Here is a 21,819-nt window from a genome sequence, read left to right as displayed (position 1 = left end):
TTAAGTGGAATTCTTATACTGACAATTACATGCGTTTGCGCTAATTTATTGTTAAAATTACACAAGTTAACAGGGAGGGCTAGTAATGACTACATTAGAAGAAATTTTAACAGTCCCACAGTTTGAAGGGCTTAAGTTAATTAATCATAAAGGCGACTTATCTTCAGAAGTAACAACGTTGGATATTACAGAGAACGATGATATTAAAAATTTTACATCAGCACATACCTTTATTCTTACAACAGGCGTACTGTTTCAAGAAAGCCAAGAAGGTTTAAAACAATTAATCAAAGACTTACACGATATACGTACGGCTGGACTAGGTATCAAAGTATCACGCTTTTTACATCAAATTGACCAAGATGTAATCGATTATGCGAATAGTTTAGAGTTCCCTTTGATAGAAATACCTGAAAATTGGAATTTAGGAGATATCACACATCATATATCTGCTTACGTGTCCGACTCTGAAACGGGTAAATTAAATTACGCTTTAAATATTCAACAAGAGCTCAATCAACTCATTATGAAAGGTTTTAGTGTTTCTACAATGATTGAACGCATGAGTAAATTATTAGGTGTACCGATCATTTTATTTGATCCATTTAAAAAACCAGAAGCACAAAGTCATCATTATCAACAAAATAAAGCATTAGCCGATGAGCACATTGCGTATTTCCAAAACCATCATCAAGAAGCAGAACGTTATGAAAAAGACAAACAAACTTTTGAAAGTGAAAATCATGTTATTTTCAAAGTGCTGAGCTATACTTATTTTCCATACTATCTAATGGTGTCAGAAGTGAATAAATTATCATATCCTTTCAGTTTACTGACGATCGAACAAGTCGTTAGCGTCCTAGGATTTGCAATTTATAAAAATATTAAAATTGATGAAGCTGCACAAAATGATATTAATCGCTTTTTCGAATCATTGGTTAACAATCAAGGTGATCAAACACTATCAATCAAAAAACATTCAGAGTTATTAAAGCAATATTATATTTACCGCTCAGATTATTATCAAATTATCATCGGTGATCTGGATGCCCAAGATACGCTACAAAACAGTCATTATTTGAATGAACGTCATCAACTTACTTATTACTGGCTAAAAAATGAATTTGCATTGCTAGATCCTGCCATTAGTGTTTATAAATTACTCAGTAGTAATCGCTTTGCGATATTATTACAAAATAAAAATGATCATTATATGGATGATTTGCAACACATTCAACAAAAATATAACACTTACTTTGATGGCACCCTATCCTTTGGTATTGGTAATGAAGTAATTGAATTCACGCAACTAGCTTCTTCGTTCTTTGAAGCTAATGAAGCTTATGAAAGTTCGGTGCAGGAAGGTCAAAAATCGTTTATTACATTTTATCAATCTAAAAATATCAATGAATTATTACAAATGATTCCACAGGAAAAACTTTTACCATTCACTAAACATATTTTAGGAAAATTGTATCAACCAAAAACTAAAAAGGATTCTGAACTTAAACAGACATTGAAAGTATATATGGACAATCAGTGTGACATTACTAAAACGGCTGAAAAAATATACATTCATCGTAATACGGTAAAATATCGTATCAACAAATGTAGTAACATTATCGGCTCAGAAATTGAAGATCCAATGAACTCACTTAACATTCGTATTGCTTTATATGTATCTGAATCTATAACTTTTGATTAATAACAAACAACGGTTAACCTCTTTAAGAAGCTAACCGTTGTTTTTATGTTTAATATTTATATGGATCGTCGCTTTTACGTCGCTCTACCTCATCTAAGCTTTTCATTGATTGATGTTCACTATCATTATTCTCAGTTGGAATATCATTATGATTATTAGCAGTGTGCTCAGCTCTTGATATATCACTAGATAAGTTCGGTGCAGGCTTTCTAACTAATAGCATAATACCTGCAATAATCCACAGAATTGCACTAATCCAATTAAAAATTAACGAAATAATACCAAAAACTAATAATAAAATTCCTGCTAATTTGTTACTTTTACCAATTTTAATAGCACCAATAATAGTTCCAATTAACACAATCAAACCAATTGCAAGACCTACACCCATGATTATAAAGAAAACATTAGCTGATTCGCTTGCTTGACTTGGTGAAAGCGTTGGATTATCTGCACGTAGTTCTTCTTTAAACCCAGATGAACCCATGAATAGTAGCAAACCTCCCCATATTAAGACACCAAGTAGCTGGATGCCTACGCCAATCCACGCTAGAACACGTTCTCCAGTACGTTTTATCATTATATAAACCCCTTTCTAAATTATTAAACTTTCAATAGAGTTTCTTTGTAATATTTATTTTTATATTACTATATTGCACTTTGCATTAATAGTGTTATTTAGTAATTTACATAGACTTCACTTTTAATTTTATACTAATTATTTTATTTACTATTTTACACTCTTATTAGACAGACTATAACTTTCATTCTTCTAAAAATTCCACCCTTCTCTAGAACGTTTATATATCAATTTAATAAATCCTGTTTGCCTATTGTGTTAGTCTTCAGTTTTATAATTAACTGCATTTCAACAAATCAAACATTCTTCATTACATTAGCAATGTAATGACACTTAAAAACATAGCATCTAAAATTAAAAGAAAATATATATCTTAATTTAACATTATTATATTGTGCAATTTAGTGTATAATTACTAATAACATGACTAGAAAGGGAGATATATTACTTATGAACAATAAAATCATTGTAGCAACTATTTTATCAGCATCCTTATTTTTATCAGCATGTACTATCAATATTGGCACCGACTCAGAAAAAGATAATGATAAAGATAATAACAAAACACAATCTCAAAAGAATAATGAGTCTTCTAATAACGACCAAGATTCTACAAATGATGATTCAAATCAAGCAAATAATCAAAATGAAAATACTCAATCAAAAGAACATTATGCCAAAGTTTGGATTACTGGCATTGAAAAAAATGGCGGTAGTACAAATGATGTTTCAGACACAGAGCTAGAGCACGTCGATGTTTCTGGTCAACCTATTAATCCATATAATACCTCTGCTTCTAAAACTTTACCTGAGGGAACACAACTAATAGCAGCTTCTCCTACTGCTGCTGGCAGTGTTTATTATAAAGATAATGATGATGGTACTATTACAATTTATGATGTCCCTAGTCATTTTCAAGATAGTAGTTGGGATGAAGATGATTTTACTGTGAAAGAGACTTCTAAAATTTTAAATAATGCCCAAACAGTAACATTAAAAAATCCGTCTCAAAGTAAAGTTGATAACGTAAAATATATTATCTCCGAAGGTAATCCTGAAGACTACGAATTTGATGCCAGTGACAGTACGGCTGACGAAGAAGTTACACGTGATAATGTTATTGATAAAGTTGAAGAGTATGAAGGAGAAACACTTGATACTGATACTTACACATTCAAAGAACCAGAAAAAATGGAGGATGGACGTTGGGGCTTCTCATTTGAAGATAAAGACGGTAATTTAGCAGGTTCGTATATTATTGATAGTGACGGAACAGTAACCAAATACGATGAAGATGGTGAAGAAATATAATATAGGGATTTGTCCTTAAACCTTTGCAACTCAATATATTATATTAAAATACTCAATTAAACATCCCTTTAGTTTAGGAAAATTAAAGGGATGTTTTTCCATAGTTTAATATGTAAATTGATATAGATTTGTTCAAATTGAATTATGATTTCGATTCATTTTTATATGTCGTTCTACTATTTGTTTTAACAACTTCAACTTCTTTTAGATTAGGTTCAAAAATTTTATGATTATATCGTTTGTTTGCAAAATTTTTCAACTTATTGATAAATTCATATACTTCTTTATCTAATGTAATTTTAGACCTCACAATGTTAGCCGTATCATGCTTTTCATCTCCATAGCAATCCACATAAATATTATAAGCAATTTTAAATGTATTAAAATGACCTTCAAAAGGTTCATATCTTCTCAGAAAATCTTGTATCGTTTCATTTGAACTGTTGCTATGGTGACTTGTAGTTAAAATAAAATCTTGTATTTGTCTATCCAATGAATGAAATGCATCCTGAATCTCTTCAAAAATCTCAGTTGTTCGTTGTTTATTTAAGAACGCCGTATTTTGATTTAATTTAATATTTCTAATGCGAGCTACTTTATAAACTATTAAATCTATCATGCTGACCAAGTCATTTTCATAATCTTGCATCTTTTCCTTATCTTCACGTTTGAATTGTAACCAAACACCTAATAATGCAATACATCCACCTGCTAATGCTGCAATAAACTCCGTCATTTGAATACACCTCTTTTTATTTATTAAATTATTATAAATATCATACAATAATTGTCAAAAAATTAAAATATAATTCATTATTTTTTTAATATATATTATTTTTTATTACATAAATACAGATATTACTATTTGAAAGATACTGCGGTGTACTTAACTAACTTATGATTGACTTCTAGTTATATAGGGAACAATATAATTACAGTATTGAGGAGGAGATAAGATGCCAAAAGTAAATAATCGTATGCATAAAGATTTAGTAGATAAAGAGTCACGTATTGAAGCTAGTGTAAGTTCTGAAAAAGAAATAGAATTAAATGCTTTTGAACGCTTAGGCAAAGACGTCGTCATTATTGAAGTATTAGCGATTATGAATATTATTTTTGCTGTTTGTACTGTTGGTCTTATCGGTGCTTTAATCTATAGTAATCAAAAATAATACAAATTTACATTTTATATACAAAAGCGATGGTGTTATAACCATCGCTTTGCGCTTATTCTTGCTTATCTATTATCAAACCAAACTTGACTTTGCAATGGTAAATCGTTACATTGAAGATAATTAAATACACGCACTAGGGGTGTTTTCAGACTGAGATGAGCTGTAGCTCAAACCCTTTGAACCTGATCTAGTTGATACTAGCGTAGGAAAGTGTGAATCAACACATGTATGATATCAAGGGGTTAGACTACCCTATTATATATTTGATTTTATTTACACAACTTTCCTATGGAGGGTTGTGTATTTTTTTATTTAAAAAGGAGTGAGCACGTATGACAACAACAGTACTTATTACAGGTAGTAGTAGAGGTTTAGGTGCAACTATTGCACAAACTTTAGCAGCACAAGGTTTTCAAGTCGCCATCAATTATCATAAAAGTAAAGATGCAGCATTGGACTTAGTAAAAAGCATTGGGGAATCACAAGCAATCGCCATCCAAGCTGATGTCACACAACGTGATGAAGTCGATCGCTTAGTTGCTACTGCAACAGAACATTTCGGTCAAATTGATGTAGTGGTCAATAACGCATTAGTTGGCTTTAAATTTGATCCCAACGCACAAAAAGCTTTTACTGAATTATCTTGGTCAGATTACCAACAACAAATAGATGGTACTTTAAAAGCCGCTTTCAATACTACACAAAGTGTAGCCCCTCAATTTATAAAACGTCACCATGGGGCAATTATTAATATTGGAACGAATCTTTTTCAAAATCCAGTCGTACCTTACCATGAATACACGACAGCTAAAGCAGGATTAATTGGTTTCACACGTAATATTGCTGCCGAATTAGGCCAATATGGTATACGTGCCAACGTAGTGTCCGGCGGTTTATTGAAAACAACGGATGCCAGTGCTGCCACTTCTGATGAAGTGTTTGATTTAATTAAACAAACTACCCCACTCAAAAGTGTCACATCTCCTCAAGACGTCGCACATATGGTGGCCTTTTTGGCAAGTGAACATGCAACTGGCATCACAGGTCAAAACTATACTGTCGACGGCGGTCTAACAATGAATTAATCTATTCTATAACAACTGAGGTGTAAGTACATGACACAAACAAAACAACTTAATATTGGAGTCTTACTGTATGCTTGTGGACATCATCAAGCTGCTTGGTTACAGCCAAATTCTAGTGTTGAGCGTATTGGAGATAGTAGTTATTATCAATCATTAGCACAAATAGCTGAACGAGGCTTGTTTGATGCAGTCTTTTTTGCTGATAATCAATCTTTCCCAGCGCAATCTGCAAGTGATATGCCAGCATTTTGGTTTGATCCGTTGATCAATTTGGCGGCTATCGCACAAGTAACACAACATATCGGTCTTGTTTCTACAATTTCTAGTACTTTTGCTAATCCTTTCACTGCAGCACGACAATTACTAAGTTTAGATCATTTATCTGGTGGTCGTGTAGGTTGGAATCTTGTGACTTCGATGACTGATAATGAAGCACAAAACCATAGCTTGCCACAATTACCTGCCCATGATGCACGTTATGCCAAAGCACGAGAATTTGCAGAAGTGATGGACAAATTATTAAATTCTTGGAACACTTCTAATTTTATTCATCAACGTGAACAACATGCACTTATTGAACCAGAACACATACAATCCTTTAATTATCGTGGGGATTATTTTAATGTGACTGGGCCATCAACTACACCCAGCAGTATACAAGGCGATCTTGTAGCAATGCAAGCCGGTGCCTCCGAACCAGGTGTGACATTGGCTGCCGATTTTGCAGATGCAGTTTATGCTGTAGCTTGGAATATGGAGCAAGCACAAAAATATATTCAACGTTTACATGAAAAAATAGCTCATAGTTCACAACCGACAAGAACAATCAAAGTGTTTCCAGGTTTAGTCACTTATGTAGGTGAAACATATGAAGCTGCACTTGCAAAGAAACAAGCTTTAGATGACTTACTCCCTATTGAAACTGCACTCAATCAACTGAGTGGTTTTATTCGGCAAGACTGCTCTGAGTGGGAGCTTGATGCACCAGTACCTCCCCTTCCACCAGTAGAAGATTTTACCGGACCAGTCGGTCGTTACGAGACAATATTGCAAATTATTCAAGATGAACAACCTACTGTCAGAGAACTCTTAGGTTACTTAAATGCCGGTGGTGGTCATTTGACTTTAATTGGTACACCATCCATGATTGTCGATGAAATGGAGCGTTGGTTTGAAGCTGGTGTTGCAGATGGCTTTAATTTAATGCCACCTACATTACCTAATAGTTTGGACGATTTTGTAACGTTAGTCGTTCCTGAATTACAACGTAGAGGTTTATATCGTACTACTTATACAGGACATACTTTTCGTGAACACCTCAATTTATCTTAGTTATCCGTTTCATGTTCACATAATAGTGAGCTTTATCACTCGTGACAAAGTATTTTTATAACATCGTATCATATTAACATATGTAAATTTTATTACTTAACTTCTTATCTATAACTTCTTATCTTTCTCAAACTAACATATTGAATAATTTCCCTTTTTTGTTAGAATATAGTATGGATTGTTTTGTCGTAGAACTAATGAAAAACGACATATAAACTTAACTTATCACTGAAAGATTAGCTAGTGCTTGCACTGACTATTTCAGTCTTATATTTCAATATGATGTACTAAAAGACTATATAGAGGAGAATCGATTTATGGATTATCAAGTATTATTGTATTACAAATACACTACCATTAATGACCCCGAAACATTCGCATCAGAGCATTTAGATTTTTGTAAAGACTTAGAACTAAAAGGGCGTATTTTAGTATCAACTGAAGGTATTAACGGTACCGTTTCAGGTACAACAGAAGCGACAAACAAATATATGGAAGCAATGCAAGCTGATCCTCGTTTCAAAGACATTACGTTCAAAATAGACGCAGCAGAAGGTCACGCATTCAAAAAAATGCACGTACGTCCACGTAATGAAATAGTCGCGCTTGATTTAGAAGAAGATGTAAATCCAAATGAACTAACAGGAAAATATTTATCACCCATTGAGTTTAAAGAGGCACTAGAATCAGACGATACAATCGTAATCGATGCACGAAATGACTATGAATATGATCTAGGTCATTTCCGTGGTGCCGTTCGTCCTAACATCACTCGTTTCAGAGACTTACCAGACTGGATTAAAGAAAATAAAGAACAATTTATGGATAAAAAAATTGTTACGTATTGTACAGGCGGTATTCGTTGTGAAAAATTCTCTGGTTGGTTATTAAAAGAAGGCTTTGAAGATGTTGCACAATTAAAAGATGGCATCGCAACATACGGCAAAGACCCAGAAACACAAGGCGAATTATGGGATGGCAAAATGTACGTTTTCGACGAACGTATCAGCGTAGAAATTAACCAAGTTGAAAAAACAGTAGTCGGTAAAGAATGGTTTGATGGTACACCATGCGAACGTTACATCAATTGCAGTAATCCTGAATGTAATAAGCAAATTTTAGTTTCTGAAGAAAATGAAGCGCGTTATTTAGGCGCTTGTTCACACGAATGTGCAACACACGAAAGAAACCGTTATGTTGCCAAACATAATATTAGTGAAGAAGAAAAAGCGCAACGTTTAGAAAACTTTAAACAATTTGCACATTAATTTTTATAACAGAGCAAGAAGATCAATCACTTTACATAGGTGATGACTTCTTTGCTCTTTTTTTATTGCACAATATGCCATATTGCCACCTAGCGACTTACTATAATTGCATTTGTTCAAGCAATTGGCAATTAATCAAAAATAGTCAAACTTTAATGTTGACTAACTTTGACCATTGTCTTATAATATAGTTGTAAGGTTAAAGAAGAGATCAGTGCTGAAGTCATTGCATATCTTCAATACTGGTACTTCGACCTAATTTATTATGATTAAGGAGAGATGTATGATGGCTTTTGATATGAGACCATTCAACAATTCATTTTTCGATATTAATCAAGGTGATTTCATTAAAGATTTAGGACGTCAAGTTTTTAACCAGTCCCCTTTTAGTGCTTCTAGTATTACAACTGATATTAAAGAATTAGACAACGCTTATGTAGTAGAAGCAGAACTTCCTGGCATGGATAAAGAAAATATTAGTCTAACATTTGATAATAATATTTTAACTATCGAAGGTAAACAATCTATCGAAAACAACCAAGAAGACGAAGAAGGTCGCGTAATTCGTAAAGAACGCGGTTACAGCAATGTCCGTCGTCAATTTACTTTTAATGGTGTAGACCAAACAGCAATTAAAGCTTCTTATGATAATGGCATGTTAAACGTTACACTGCCAAAATCAGAACAAGATAACTCAGATAGTCAAATACAAATCGATTAATTACTAACAATCACTTATATAGAGGTAGAACAGAAACCTATTTTTAATCAATAATTTTCATTCTCCCACCCAATCAAGGGTAACTGAACTAAAAAAGATGCTAGGACGAAGCAATTATGTCCTAGCATCTTTTTTTATATTATTGAAATTGGTAACTGTGATGTCCTGATGCAAAGCCATTCACTGTATATATCCATGATCCACCATTTTGTTCAATGTCGTTGGCACATATTAATAACTGATTGGTCTCTGGAATAAATGCAGGATGTGTTGAACGTAACATATGACCCTCGTCACGACCTGGAATTAAAATTTGACCTATAGGATAACCTTTTTTATTAAATACTAACACTCTACCTTGACCATACATCGCTACATATAAATTATCATCACTATCGATACAACAAGAATCCGGACCTTCATGACCTGTAAAATAATATGGGATAGTAGCTCCAAACGGCGCGATCGTTATGCCATCTTCTAATAATTCAATACGATGCAAACGATTGGTTGTCGTTTCTGTCACCCACAAAATACGTTCATCTGTACTAAGTGCTACACCATTGGCTACCGCTATATTTTGAATCACTGGTGTTACTGTCTTGAAATCGGGCGAGACATAATACACGCCACCTTGTGGATTAGTGGAATACCCTCTAAAGTCAGTAAAATAAAATCCGCCTTTACTGTCAAAGACTAAATCATCTACACAATATTCTGATGTAATATCAGAAATAATCGTTTCAAAGTTCTCCCCTTGTTCATCAGACGCAAATATACCGCCCGTATTTTTAAAGTCCCCTAAATAACAAATAAACAACCGTCCATCTTTATGTATCTTAACCGCTGCCGGATTATCTTTAGTAGACTGAAAAGGATTAGTAATCGTTTGTGTTGCCATATCTACTTTAAAAATGTTGCCCCCAAAAACTTCGCATAAAAAAAGATTTTTTTGTCTATCAAAACACAAGCCTTCTAACTGTAATCCCTCATCCGATATTTTCAACCACGGTTCTGCTGTCACTGTTTGTAAATCACTTTCACTAATAATAGGTACCGCACTCTTTGAAGCACCTGTATACGTTAATGTTGGTAAATTATTATTTGTCATAACTAACTTCCTTTCTGTTATAAGTTTATTTATCCATTGTATGATAGCGTTTTCTCAAATGAAAGTAAGAACACGTCACACTTTTTACATAGTATTCCTACGACTGTAGCATAAAATCTTACTATTCAGTCTGACCTAATACTAGTGACGCATCGTCATCATATGAAATTGCTGTGATAGCTGCTGTTAAACCTGTCACTATAGTAGCTAACGACAATGACGGTGTAGCTGTTTGTACATTGCATTGTTCAGATATGTAGGGCACATGAATAAAGCCAAATAACAATTGGGGATATTGTGTTGCTTGTAGATAACCTGATTGATAAAAAATATGATTACAAACAAAAGTTCCTGCTGTATTTGATAACTTTGCCTCCACGCCACTTTGTTGAATTGCTGCAGTCATTCTTTTTACTGGCATATTTGAAAAATAAGCCGGTGCACCGTCTTGTTGAATAGGTGTATCAATAGGTTGCTGCCCTTTATTATCAGGAATACGTGCATCGTCTATATTTATTGCTACGCGTTCTGGTGTTAATGCGCTACGGCCTCCCGCTTGCCCGATTGTTAATATCGCATCAATATCTTTTTGTTGTACACATTGAATCAGTACATCATTCGCTTCATAAAATACTGTAGGTAATTCTAATTTAGTTAACTTATGCTTCCCTATTTCATGTGGTAATTGTCTCAGTGCTTCTAAAGCTGGATTTAGCACTTGACCATCAAATGGTTCAAAAGCTGCAACTAAGATGTTCATAAACTATCCCCCTTCTTATTTCACTCATTAATTCTACAGCGTAATTTAATGAAAGTTCAAAATCTACAGTTCGTTTTTTAATTCTAAACTCTTCAACAGCTCCATTATAATATATACATTAAATTTTATAGAAAATAAAATTTCTAACCTTAATTATTTCATTTCCATACACTTTAGAATAAAATTACAACACTTAGGAAAAATGACACACAATAAAATATACTTATTGCGTAAAACCAAATAACATTAAGGGAGTGGGACAGAAATCTAATTTGATAAAAAGATTTCGTCGTCCCACCCCGGCAAGGATGACTAGTATTGAAAAAAGCTTGATTTAAAGCGCATTTTCAATACAGTCAGCTATTGCCAATATGACAAGAGACTAGGACGAATCAATATTGTCCCAGCCTCTTGTCTCATTAATTTGATACTAAATCATTTTTGTATAAGCAATATTTTCAACACCATATCGGCAGGAATTGGGGTCGGCTTCTGTGGGAAGAGTACTAGCAGGAGACTACAGGCTGAGGCTGTGCCTGGGAAAGCGTTCATAAAAAAACTGCCAACAAAGTCAGAGACTTTGTCGACAGTCTTATTCCTATCTCAAAAGAGGTAGGGATATTAGTGTGGGTTTAAAATGAAATGCTTAAATTAAGCAGTTACCCATTGTGAAGCACCTTCAGTTTCATAAAGTTCCATTGCCGCTGCATCTTGTACTGATTCTGGTGCAGATGCTGCTGGTTGACCTTGATATTCAGCTGGTGCTACTGAATCCCATGTACTTTGTAAGAATTGATATTTACCTGAAGCACCTGATGAAGGGTTAGTAGCATGAATGTCGCCACCTGATTCACGTTGTGCGATTAGTTTTAAGTGATCGTTCACTTCTACTGATGAACCACTTGAAGCTTCACTTGAGCTAGTGTCTTCAGAAGATGCTGAAGTAGACTCTTGTTGTGGTTGTTCAGTTTGCTCAGTTTGTGGTGCAGCTGTTTGTTGTGGCTCTTCAGCTTGCTCACTTTGTTCTGTTGAAGCTGTTTGTTCTGTATTATTAGTTGCTTGTTCAGCTGGTGCTGATTGCTCAGTACCTTGAGTTGATTGAGCACTAGTGTCAGCTGCTCCTTGACCATAGCCATTGTAACTCCATGACCAATAAGTACCATCTGAATCAAAGTTATAATCTACTTTATCATGATTAAAATCATAGTTATAAGAACCTTCATGAACTGGTGCATCATTTAATTGTTGAGGGTTATTTTGTGCTGTATTTGCTAATTGTGCTTTATCTATATTTTGTTCTGATGCGTCTGCTTGTCCTGACGCTACTCCTGTAACTCCTAGTCCAACTGCTAATGTTGATGCGATAATTGTTTTTTTCATTATTAATATCCTCCTAAAAGGTGAATGTTTTAAGTTTAATATAAATTAAAATCGTTTTTTGCTATCAATTTCAACTACAAGAGCCACTTTAACACTTATAAAACCCTAGTAGGTTACAGTGAGATAAAAAAAACAAGCTTTTTTTTACATCCCAATGACATTCAAAATGACCAAATCCCCTTCATTAAGCTCATTTATAAACTGGCACTGTCCTTTATAGTTTAATTATTTGCAATTCAACTTTGTAATATTCATGTAATTAGTGCGAAAATAATGCATGTTAACACCTTTATATAACTTTATTTTTAGCATTATTATATAAATTATTTTTAGAAAAGTAATAACTAAATAATTAGGATAGTTTTGTCTGTTTTTATTGTGCTATCCGTACTTATTGTTCATCTTCAGTTCATAAATAGACATTATAGTAAAACTATTCAATTAACACATAGGAGGATAGTACAATGAAAAAGTTAATGTATAGCTCAGCATTTTATACAATTTTAGGCTTACTTAGTGGCATATTTTATCGAGAAATGACAAAAGCAGAAGAATTTAGTGGTTATTCGCAATTAAATGTAACACATACACATTTACTCGTTTTAGGAACTATCATGTTTTTAATATTTATGATTATTGAACTTCAACTCAACATAACGAAGCATAAAACTTTATTTAATTACTTCTTTTATCTCTATCATTTAGGATTATTAATCACTGTTGCTATGCAATATGTTAATGGTATCGCAACAATTAAAGGATTCAGTGCAGGACCAGCTATTGCAGGTATTTCTGGATTAGGACATATCACATTAGCCATAGCACTTATTTGTTTCTTCAACTTATTGCATAAACGTATAACTAATGTGACTAATAAATAACATTACTATATAACAAATGGGTCAGAAATCTCCGTACTCAAAATAAAGGACTAATCCGTATTAAATGGATTAGTCCTTTTTATATAAAAACCAAAATCAATTTATTCTATACTTAAGAATTGGTTTGTCCTACATTATTTGGATAATGTTCAGGTGCTTTATTTTCTAATTTCTTCATTTTAAATGGTGCATAAATTAAAACACCTATTAACACTAATCCTAAATAACCAATAACAGGATAGAAAAATGTCATGAGATCTTTAAATCCTGCAAAACTTACAACAAACCCAATTAATATCATAATCGTATAAAAAGCTTTGAATTGCTTCGTATCGTTTTTAGTAAATCGTGTTGCTAATGAATAAAACATACCCAGGCATGTATTAAAAATCATGAGGTAAATGACGATCGACATAAAGATTCCAAAAATTGGAGAAATATCATTAACAAGACCTAACATTGGTAAAGCTAAATGCCCAACAGTATCAATATTCGTTAAAATAGCAAAATGACTAAGCATAATCATGATTCCTAAGATTAGACCACCAATTAAGCCACCCCAAGCAGCTATTTTTGGGTTTTTCTCACTACCACCCATTACGATGGACATAGAAGCACCTAAACCGACATTAAGTGACACATAGTTGACCCCTGCTAAAAACCAATTAGGCACAGCAGGTTTATGACTTTGAGCGAGTTGGTTCAACTCACTAAATGAACCTGACATAGTTATGATACAATAACCGGCAATGATTAAAATACAAATAATCAATAGCGGTGTAATGTTACCGATAACTTTGACAACTCCATCAATTTTCATCATACCAAATAAAAAGACTAAGATTGCCATTAATGCTGTACCGAAAAATGCCGGGATGCCAAACTGCTGTTCAAAACTTGATCCACCACCAGCAAGCATAACAACACCAAAGCCAAATAAAGCAATGATTAACACAATATCTACAATTAAAGCTATTGCTTTACCAGCCACACTGTCTCCAGTAATTTTGCGAATGACGACAGTATGACTTTCTGCTTTTAATTTACTGCCTAACCACACTAACATCATCCCTACATATGCAAATAAAATAGTAGAAACAACAGCAGCTAAAACCCCTAACGTTCCAAAACTCGTAAAATATTGTAAAATTTCTTGTCCTGAAGCAAATCCTGCACCAACGATAATACCAATAAATGCACTTCCGATTAACATTATTTTCTTCATTATAAATCCCCTTTATTTATCACGTAACCACAAAAAATTGAATTATTTAATGCATGTTTACAACATTATGTATGCTAGCAATTGCCTGCAATCATGCAAAACAGTACTAAATACGCCAAAAATGAAAACGCTTGCACTTTCTATGCTAACTTATATTACTAGAAGAATCAATAAAACCTATAATATGAAGTCCGATATAGACCGAGTCATAATAGTGTTGCAGTCCCTATTTTTACACAAAAAATCCTGCTTCTCACTAATAGAAGCAGGATCGTCATTCAATTTATCGTGTCTTTTGTTGGAGCTGAAGTACTTAAACTTAAGCAGTTACCCATTGTGAAGCGCCAGCTGTGTTATATAATTTAACTGCTGCTGCATCTTGAACTGATTCTGGAGCTGAAGCTGGTGATTGTCCCACATATTCTGCTGGTGCTACTGAATCCCAAGTGCTTTGTAAGAATTGATATTTACCTGCTGCACCTGAGCTTGGGTTAATTGCAGTAATGTCACCGCCAGATTCACGTTGAGCGATTTGTTGTAAATGAGAATTAACGTTTACTGATGAACCGCTTGAAGCTTCAGTAGATGTTGTAGTTGTTGTTGTAGAAGTTGACGTTGTAGTCGTTGCTTCTGTTTGTTGTGGCGCTGATTCTTGTTGTGGTTGTTCTGCTGCTACTGATGCTTCTGCTGGAGCAGATTGTTCAGAACTTGATTGTGAACTTGCGTCTGATGATTTTTCACCTGATCCTTCACCATAACTCCATGAGAAGTTTTGACCATCTGATTTGAAGCTATAGTTCACACCATCAACTGTAAAGTTATAATTATAAGCACCTTCTGCAATTGGAGCTGCATCTAATTGTGCTGACCCAGATTGTGCTAATTGTGCTAATTGTTCTTTATTAATATCTTGTTCTGCTGCGTCTGCTTGTCCTGACGCTAATCCTGTTACGCCTAATCCTAACGCTAAAGTTGAAGCAATTACTGTTTTTTTCATAAAATTAATACTCCTCCTAAAAAGATAATTCGTCGTAATGATTGATTTGCAATACAGGTAATACTGTAACATGCATAAATCCTTAGTAGGTTACAGAGACATGAAAAAAACAGGTGTTTTTTTACAACTTAATTACAAGAAAATTCTGAATAAAAAAGCAAAAAAGTGCTAAAAACACGATTAAAATAGTAAATCAAGGGAATGTGATATATGTATGTTTGTAATATTCGTGTAACTTAATCACAAAATGTGCAGGTTTTTACCTTTTTAAAATTCTTTTTGTTTTTAAATAAAACAACAAAAGAATTATTATTCAATATTTATTTTCCTCATCTATTCAATATCCACTTTAGACTATTCAATCTGACTTGCTACGTTGATATTCCTGAAATTCATAAAATACTTGAAATAATAGTAGTAACATTGCTGGATTATAAACACCACTTTGAATATCGATATCATGACGTGACGCAATTTTGAATCTTTCTGATTTGGTTGTCATTAACGTTTGATTTTGGTCATTCGTAACATTGACACTTCGTGATATAAATCCGGACTGGAATGTTAAGGCATCACCTTGTACACCTTCAAAAATCATTTTAGGTTTAAACCCTATCTTTGTACGAAACGTACCAATGGCTTCATTATTTTTTTCTACTTCCCATACCGTCTTAAATGGCGTTTTAATTTTACCACTGACTGAACGTTCTTGACGCACACGAAATATATCTTGACCATCGGTGATTTCAAAATTATGTTTCTTTTTACCTAACCAAGCAAAAGTTTCTTGTGCCGTAGACGCATAATATAATTTCAATGCAAAAACAGCTTGATTGTGCTCATCATAAATATCGATTGCTGTCGTTGAAGTACTAAAAAAGTTTTCTTTAAAAGAATATTTAGTCATATTGTTTAGCTCCCATCACTTTCTTTTCTATTATTGTACCCCATCTAAAACTGTAACTACCATTATATAGTGTCTCATTTAACTGTACATTTTTTGTCTTATTAGGTTCTGTTAAATACATTTCCCATTGTTATCAAGAACAATAAAATCATTCAAAATTAAAATAACTTTGAATGGTTTTATCCTTATTGTGATAATGCAATTTTAATATGCTCTAAATGATGTGCTTCGTGCCAAGCCAATTTTGCCACTTTTGTAGCGACATCGATTTCCCCACTACCTTGTAACGTAAAGACACGTGTTAATTGTGCTTCTGTTAAAGTTTGACCAAGTGCGACGATACGTTCATTAATGCCTTCTAACATACGGATAGACGGTTCAACCGCTAAGTTGGTATCTGGTTGTACTGCCCATTCATCTTGAATAAATGGTGTCACCTGAGGATTATCATCGGTTAACGCCAACTTTAAACGTTGGTACATATTTAATTGTGAATCAGCAATATGATGGACAAGTTGACGCACATTCCAACTACCATCACGATAGGTTTTCGCCAATGCTTCATCATCTAAGCCATCAACTACAGTACGTAATTGATAAGTATATTCCTTAATATTATCTAACCATTGTTGTACATCGTCTAATGTCACATCTTCCGGTACTGCTAATTCACCAATTGGAAATCTAACATCCATATAGCTTCACCTATGCTTTCTTTTTAAATAAAGTTGTTATGTTATTAATATTCTCAGTTTTTACTATATTAAACATAGTGTGCTGCTATATGACACTATTATAGGTGCTCTGATGTGGTATTTAATATTTCTTATATTTGTTGTGTTGTATTATTAAAATCATCCAACATCATGTTCCACGCTTGTTCGATATCCGAATCTAAACCGAACAATCCGCTTCTACCTAGTATATATATGTCAGGGTTAGCCTTTTGTATTTTGTTAAATGTATGTTTATTAGAAGAACCATCCATTTCAATCACATAGTTATAGTCATTGCTTGCCCTTAATTCACGTAACGTCACGATTTTATCTAACGTACTATCAATAAACTTTTCTCCTGCGAACCCCGGATCGACTGTCATGATTGTTACTTTATCTACTAATTCAATGTATGGAAATATTGCTTCTAGTTTTGTTTCTGGATTTAACACTACTCCAAACTTCAAACCCGCATCTTGAACTTTATTAATTAAACGATAAGCTACTCCATTCATGACTTCAGCGTGAACACAAATCCATTCACTTTTAATATCTATCAGTTGGTCAACCCACTGTGCAGGATTGGTAACCATTAAATGTGTTGAAATTGGCGCGTTTGAAATTTTCTTCACTTGTTCTACAAACCAAGGTGATAATGTAATATTTGGCACATAATGACCATCCATAATATCAATATGATACGAATCTACATGATTATCCAAAAATGAAATTTGCTCCTTAAATTTATCTAAATCCATGGTCATGAGTGACGGTGAAAATCTTGTTTTGGTCATTCTTGATTCCTCCTATGATATTTTTAAATCACTTAAATCGATATCTTCTTCTTCCATTTCATCTGTCATTTCTTCAGACTTATCAACTTGTTTCTTCAATATTGCTAACATAAAGGCTGTAACAACCATATTTGCTAACACCGCTAGGACAAAGACAAGTGGTTGTGACATTGTAGGTAAGACCAGGAAACCTCCAAATGGGACTTGTGCATTGCCACCGAGTACCATAGAAATAGCACCACCGACTGCACCACCAACACCTGTAGCTATAACACATCGTACAATGTCATTTAAGACAATCGGTAAGACACCTTCTACAATTTCAATAAGTCCCATTGGAAAGGCAGTCTTTAATGTTTCTACCTCTACTTGTTGATAAATTTGTTTTTTAAATAATTTACTGACCCAATGCGCCAAGGCAAAACCGAGTGGCGTTGCAGTGTTTACAACAATCAATGCCGTAATAGGTTCATGGATTCCTTGTGCTTGTAGTGTTAACACAAAAGCAAATACCGTTTTATTAATTGGTCCTCCATAATCAATACTGGCTAACACGCCAATCAATATCCCATATAATAGTTTAGAAGTACCACTAAGCGACTGTAGGTATTCTGTTAACCATTGTGTAAACAAACCTATCGGAGCACCAACGACGTAAACCATAATTAAACCTCCAATTAAAGAAGCAATAAATGGTATAACTAACATAGGCATTAAGCCCTTTGCCCAGTTTGGTAATTTCACATACTTGATAACGCCTAACACTAAATAACCAGCGATAAATCCACCGATTAATCCTCCTATAAATCCTGCGCCCACCCCATTAGCTGTCAATCCTATAATCACACCTGGTGCAATACCTGGCTTATCAGCAATTGAATACGCTATTCCAGTAGCAATAATTACAGGCAATAAACCTAATCCTAAACCACCAATAACTGCTAAGACATCCCAAAAACTATATCCTGCTTTTGTTAAATCTGCAGAACTATCTCCACCTAATGCCATACCAATAGCTATTAAAAAACCTGCGCCACACACTACAGGTATTAAATAGGATATCGCCGTTAATAAGTGTGTTTTTAAATTTAATTTATTCATTATAGATATCATCACTATTCATCCCCTTTAAGACGTTAGTATTTGAATAATTTGTTGTGTATTTTGAGCCTTTAAGAGTTGGGCATTTATCTCATCATCGCTTAATTTCCGTGCAATTTGTGCCAATAATGACAAATGTGCTTTCGAATTTTCAACCCCAACTGCGATCAAAAATACTATTTGTGCGCCCTCTTCATCGAGAGACTCCCAATTTACTTTATTATTTAATGTAGTAATCGCAATGCCTGGTTTTATAACGTGTTCACTTTTACCATGAGGAATAGCTAATAAATTGCCAATGCCAGTCACGCCTTCATGCTCTCTTTCATACACTGATTCAAGAAAATCAGCTGAACTATCTATATAGTTTTCTTTATTTAATAGCTCCACCAAACCATTCAATACTGCTTCCTTAGTGTCAAAATTTGATCTAGGATATATAATGTTCTCATCTAAAATATTTATCAGTTTCATGTCTCCACCCCTTTTTAATTTTTAGTGGCAGATATTTCTGCAATTTTTTCCATTAATTTATTAGGTGATTTGATGGCTATATCTGTAGGGACTTCTATTGTTTTTTTGCCTTCAAAACGCTCTTTATTAGCAACTTTCACATCGACTGCCAATAAGACGACATCTGACTGCTTAATGTCCTCAACAGTCAACTCATTCTCAACACCAATTGTTCCTTGAGTTTCTACTTTAATATTGTGTCCATTTTTGCGTGCTGCCTTTTCTAGTTTTTCTGCTGCGATATAAGTATGTGCGATACCAACTGTACATGCACAAACGCTAACGATATTCATATTACATAGCTCCTTTAGTAATTAATTTTTGTATATACGCTTCATCTGCTAAAGATTTGATAAAGTTTCTAATATATGTCTGTGCTTCTTCTGAAACATCCATTGCGACTACAACAAATATGATGAGTTCAAAGTGTTGTTTATGCTGAATGGCTATGTCAGTAGATCGAGTTATGACTATAATCTGAGATGTATTAATGTAACTTTGTTTTAAGTGCGGCAAGTATACTGCTGGATATATTTCTAAATCTCCTTGCTCACTGCGACTGTGAACATCCTTGATAAACGTGTTGTTTTCTTTTAACACACCATTACTTTTCAATAGTTCTACAAGTTCTTCTGTGACTTCAGCAAGAGTCAATTTATTCGTTGCATAGTCGTTAATTATTTTTTTCATATTAAACACCCATTTTTTCAATCAGCTGTTTCAACTTTTGCTGATCACTCTTATTAAACATTGCACTAACAATAATTACTGGTGTGCGTTCAAATTTTTCTATATTAACTGTAGAAATAATTAAATCTATTTCTTTCAATCTTGTTTCATCTACAAAATCCGTCGATATAACATCCACAACTTCAATTTCAGGTAAATTCTTTTCTACTTTTACTCTTAGAAGTTCAGATGTACCAATACCAGTTGTACTCGTAATTAGTGTCTTTACCTTTTTAGGATTTCGTTCTATTTCTTTGGCAAAATATAAAGTTAAAAAGCCAATTTCATCTTCTGAAATAGCTGGAAGCATTTGTTGCATTACTTCTGTAAGATTCATAAAAATATCATAATATTCATATTTTATTTGGTTCAACAAAGTATTTTTTATCACAATGCCATTATTTAAACGATTGCTCATGGGTTGTATATGTTTCATTAAATCAATATAAAATTTTGGATTATCAAAATTTTGATGCATTGACTTACTCATGCGTTTGAGCAACTGTTTCGTCAACATTTGAACTTCTGTTGGAAAATTTTGTTCTTTATAAATATCATCTACGTGCTCAACTCTGTACGAAATTAAATACTTGTATAGATGCTCTTTTTCCTTGTCGTTAATGTCTGATGATAAATATTGTTCAAAGTTTTTAATTATCATGTCACACACACGATAATAGCTGTGGTCAAAGCTGATATTAGTAAGTTGTTTATCACTTTTTTCTTGCTTTAATTCGGCACCATGTTTTCTAAAACGCAGAATTAAAATATATAGATGGGAAACAATATTTACATTATATGGATACGTAATTTTTACGTTCATGACCTTTTCAATAATATTGAATTGCTTATGGACAAAATTCAGATCCTTTTCTTTTAAATTTTTAGGAATGCTATTTGAACTGTCCATTGCTATATTTAATGATTCCATATATTGCATTAATGCTGTTCTAATATTATTTTCATCGCCTACAATAGACAAATTTCTATTTTCTCTTATAAGCTGTAAGTCAAAGCACTTAATAGCTTGAATGATGTATTTTTCGTCAGACGTCAAAATACTTTCACTAATATAATGTTGATGAATAATGTTATTTACCGTTATTGGCTGTGGTGAATTTATTAATAAATCTTTAGTTATTTCATTTCTTCTTTCAATAGGAGAAATCGACGGTCTATGTTCATCATTATTTTTGGCTAATAATGCATCCTGTCCACTAAATTGTGGATTAATGTAAAATCCTTTGCCTCTCTCTGCACATATCTGATTGACGCTGGCTCGACTATTTATTTCTTTGATTAACCGATAAATACTTTTCGTTGATGTTGTTAATAGTTCTGCCATCTCTTCTGCTTTGATGTAGCCCGTATTATTTAATAAGTGATTAATGATTAAACTTATTTTGTCCTCCTTTTCCACATTGCATCCCTCCTAACAATTTCAGTATATTACACCAAAATGTAACCGCTTCACTAAACTTTGTCCATTACATAGGACAATTATGAATATGAATGAGGTAGAAAATAA

General features: G+C 33.5%; 23 protein-coding genes and 1 riboswitch. Of the genes, 8 read left to right on the top strand and 15 right to left on the bottom strand.

Features of this window, described 5'->3' with window-relative positions:
• The first annotated feature begins 85 nt into the window (after positions 1 to 85).
• The gene (locus tag MUA37_RS00975) at positions 86 to 1,705 is read left to right on the top strand and encodes a PucR family transcriptional regulator (protein ID WP_107373703.1); all 1,620 of its coding nucleotides are present in this window, start codon (positions 86 to 88) and stop codon (positions 1,703 to 1,705) included.
• A gap of 49 nt (positions 1,706 to 1,754) precedes the next feature.
• On the opposite strand, the gene MUA37_RS00970 is transcribed toward MUA37_RS00975, so the two are convergent.
• A complete protein-coding gene (locus MUA37_RS00970) occupies positions 1,755 to 2,285 on the bottom strand; it encodes a DUF4064 domain-containing protein (RefSeq protein WP_107373702.1) in 531 nt (176 codons plus the stop codon).
• A 450-nt stretch (positions 2,286 to 2,735) separates the two neighbouring features.
• Here MUA37_RS00970 and MUA37_RS00965 point away from each other — a divergent pair, with 450 nt between their 5' ends.
• A complete protein-coding gene (locus tag MUA37_RS00965; RefSeq protein ID WP_262624742.1) occupies positions 2,736 to 3,596 on the top strand; it encodes a hypothetical protein in 861 nt (286 codons plus the stop codon).
• Positions 3,597 to 3,738: 142 nt separating this feature from the next.
• On the opposite strand, the gene MUA37_RS00960 is transcribed toward MUA37_RS00965, so the two are convergent.
• On the bottom strand, positions 3,739 to 4,332 hold the full coding sequence (locus MUA37_RS00960) for a type I secretion system protein (RefSeq protein ID WP_107373700.1): 594 nt from the start codon (positions 4,330 to 4,332) through the stop codon (positions 3,739 to 3,741).
• Positions 4,333 to 4,552: 220 nt separating this feature from the next.
• Between MUA37_RS00960 and MUA37_RS00955 the strand changes: the two genes are divergently transcribed.
• From MUA37_RS00955 to MUA37_RS00935, 5 genes are all read left to right on the top strand, one after another.
• Positions 4,553 to 4,768 carry a hypothetical protein gene (locus tag MUA37_RS00955; RefSeq protein ID WP_262624741.1) on the top strand — a complete coding sequence of 72 codons (216 nt, stop codon included), beginning with the start codon at positions 4,553 to 4,555 and terminating at the stop codon, positions 4,766 to 4,768.
• 128 nt (positions 4,769 to 4,896) lie between these two features.
• A riboswitch (TPP riboswitch) is annotated at positions 4,897 to 4,997 on the top strand.
• A 106-nt stretch (positions 4,998 to 5,103) separates the two neighbouring features.
• Positions 5,104 to 5,856 carry a 3-oxoacyl-ACP reductase gene (locus MUA37_RS00950; protein WP_262624740.1) on the top strand — a complete coding sequence of 251 codons (753 nt, stop codon included), beginning with the start codon at positions 5,104 to 5,106 and terminating at the stop codon, positions 5,854 to 5,856.
• A gap of 30 nt (positions 5,857 to 5,886) precedes the next feature.
• Positions 5,887 to 7,188 (top strand): LLM class flavin-dependent oxidoreductase, encoded by a 1,302-nt coding sequence (locus tag MUA37_RS00945; RefSeq protein ID WP_262624739.1) that lies wholly within the window; start codon positions 5,887 to 5,889, stop codon positions 7,186 to 7,188.
• A 317-nt stretch (positions 7,189 to 7,505) separates the two neighbouring features.
• Positions 7,506 to 8,456: an oxygen-dependent tRNA uridine(34) hydroxylase TrhO gene (trhO, locus tag MUA37_RS00940; protein ID WP_262624738.1), complete on the top strand. Its 951-nt coding sequence runs from the start codon at positions 7,506 to 7,508 to the stop codon at positions 8,454 to 8,456.
• A gap of 286 nt (positions 8,457 to 8,742) precedes the next feature.
• The gene (locus tag MUA37_RS00935) at positions 8,743 to 9,177 is read left to right on the top strand and encodes an Hsp20/alpha crystallin family protein (protein WP_002510721.1); all 435 of its coding nucleotides are present in this window, start codon (positions 8,743 to 8,745) and stop codon (positions 9,175 to 9,177) included.
• Positions 9,178 to 9,316: 139 nt separating this feature from the next.
• On the opposite strand, the gene MUA37_RS00930 is transcribed toward MUA37_RS00935, so the two are convergent.
• From MUA37_RS00930 to MUA37_RS00920, 3 genes are all read right to left on the bottom strand, one after another.
• Positions 9,317 to 10,288, bottom strand: coding sequence for an SMP-30/gluconolactonase/LRE family protein (locus MUA37_RS00930; protein WP_204176757.1), 972 nt, complete (start codon positions 10,286 to 10,288; stop codon positions 9,317 to 9,319).
• 121 nt (positions 10,289 to 10,409) lie between these two features.
• Positions 10,410 to 11,048 carry a pyroglutamyl-peptidase I gene (pcp, locus tag MUA37_RS00925; protein ID WP_002510723.1) on the bottom strand — a complete coding sequence of 213 codons (639 nt, stop codon included), beginning with the start codon at positions 11,046 to 11,048 and terminating at the stop codon, positions 10,410 to 10,412.
• Between the two features lie 651 nt (positions 11,049 to 11,699).
• Complete coding sequence (locus tag MUA37_RS00920; RefSeq protein ID WP_262624737.1) at positions 11,700 to 12,428, bottom strand: transglycosylase family protein; 729 nt, start codon at positions 12,426 to 12,428, stop codon at positions 11,700 to 11,702.
• A 464-nt stretch (positions 12,429 to 12,892) separates the two neighbouring features.
• Between MUA37_RS00920 and MUA37_RS00915 the strand changes: the two genes are divergently transcribed.
• Positions 12,893 to 13,309, top strand: coding sequence for a DUF2871 domain-containing protein (locus MUA37_RS00915; RefSeq protein ID WP_021459493.1), 417 nt, complete (start codon positions 12,893 to 12,895; stop codon positions 13,307 to 13,309).
• Between the two features lie 112 nt (positions 13,310 to 13,421).
• On the opposite strand, the gene MUA37_RS00910 is transcribed toward MUA37_RS00915, so the two are convergent.
• The 10 genes from MUA37_RS00910 to MUA37_RS00865 all read right to left on the bottom strand — a co-directional run bounded on the left by MUA37_RS00910 (position 13,422) and on the right by MUA37_RS00865 (position 21,711).
• Positions 13,422 to 14,534, bottom strand: a complete 1,113-nt coding sequence (locus MUA37_RS00910; RefSeq protein WP_142019251.1) for a YkvI family membrane protein — start codon at positions 14,532 to 14,534, stop codon at positions 13,422 to 13,424.
• A gap of 319 nt (positions 14,535 to 14,853) precedes the next feature.
• The gene (locus MUA37_RS00905) at positions 14,854 to 15,531 is read right to left on the bottom strand and encodes a transglycosylase family protein (RefSeq protein WP_204172320.1); all 678 of its coding nucleotides are present in this window, start codon (positions 15,529 to 15,531) and stop codon (positions 14,854 to 14,856) included.
• 358 nt (positions 15,532 to 15,889) lie between these two features.
• Positions 15,890 to 16,438: an LURP-one-related family protein gene (locus tag MUA37_RS00900; RefSeq protein WP_262624736.1), complete on the bottom strand. Its 549-nt coding sequence runs from the start codon at positions 16,436 to 16,438 to the stop codon at positions 15,890 to 15,892.
• A 185-nt stretch (positions 16,439 to 16,623) separates the two neighbouring features.
• Positions 16,624 to 17,133, bottom strand: coding sequence for a YfiT family bacillithiol transferase (locus tag MUA37_RS00895; protein ID WP_135023689.1), 510 nt, complete (start codon positions 17,131 to 17,133; stop codon positions 16,624 to 16,626).
• A gap of 131 nt (positions 17,134 to 17,264) precedes the next feature.
• The gene (gene alsE, locus MUA37_RS00890; RefSeq protein WP_262615308.1) at positions 17,265 to 17,948 is read right to left on the bottom strand and encodes a D-allulose 6-phosphate 3-epimerase; all 684 of its coding nucleotides are present in this window, start codon (positions 17,946 to 17,948) and stop codon (positions 17,265 to 17,267) included.
• Between the two features lie 12 nt (positions 17,949 to 17,960).
• A complete protein-coding gene (locus MUA37_RS00885) occupies positions 17,961 to 19,049 on the bottom strand; it encodes a PTS fructose transporter subunit IIC (RefSeq protein ID WP_262615306.1) in 1,089 nt (362 codons plus the stop codon).
• A 27-nt stretch (positions 19,050 to 19,076) separates the two neighbouring features.
• The gene (locus MUA37_RS00880) at positions 19,077 to 19,523 is read right to left on the bottom strand and encodes a PTS sugar transporter subunit IIA (protein ID WP_021459498.1); all 447 of its coding nucleotides are present in this window, start codon (positions 19,521 to 19,523) and stop codon (positions 19,077 to 19,079) included.
• A gap of 14 nt (positions 19,524 to 19,537) precedes the next feature.
• Positions 19,538 to 19,855: a PTS fructose transporter subunit IIB gene (locus MUA37_RS00875; protein WP_107382459.1), complete on the bottom strand. Its 318-nt coding sequence runs from the start codon at positions 19,853 to 19,855 to the stop codon at positions 19,538 to 19,540.
• Position 19,856: 1 nt separating this feature from the next.
• On the bottom strand, positions 19,857 to 20,252 hold the full coding sequence (locus MUA37_RS00870; protein ID WP_107382460.1) for a PTS sugar transporter subunit IIA: 396 nt from the start codon (positions 20,250 to 20,252) through the stop codon (positions 19,857 to 19,859).
• A 1-nt stretch (position 20,253) separates the two neighbouring features.
• Positions 20,254 to 21,711, bottom strand: a complete 1,458-nt coding sequence (locus tag MUA37_RS00865) for a BglG family transcription antiterminator (protein ID WP_262624735.1) — start codon at positions 21,709 to 21,711, stop codon at positions 20,254 to 20,256.
• Positions 21,712 to 21,819 lie beyond the last annotated feature (108 nt).

Origin of the sequence: Staphylococcus arlettae, from assembly GCF_025560845.1 — a bacterium.
GTDB classification, from domain to species: domain Bacteria; phylum Bacillota; class Bacilli; order Staphylococcales; family Staphylococcaceae; genus Staphylococcus; species Staphylococcus arlettae.
The sequence above is the reverse complement of the archived record's forward strand: the minus strand, read 5'-3'. Positions and strand labels throughout refer to the sequence as shown.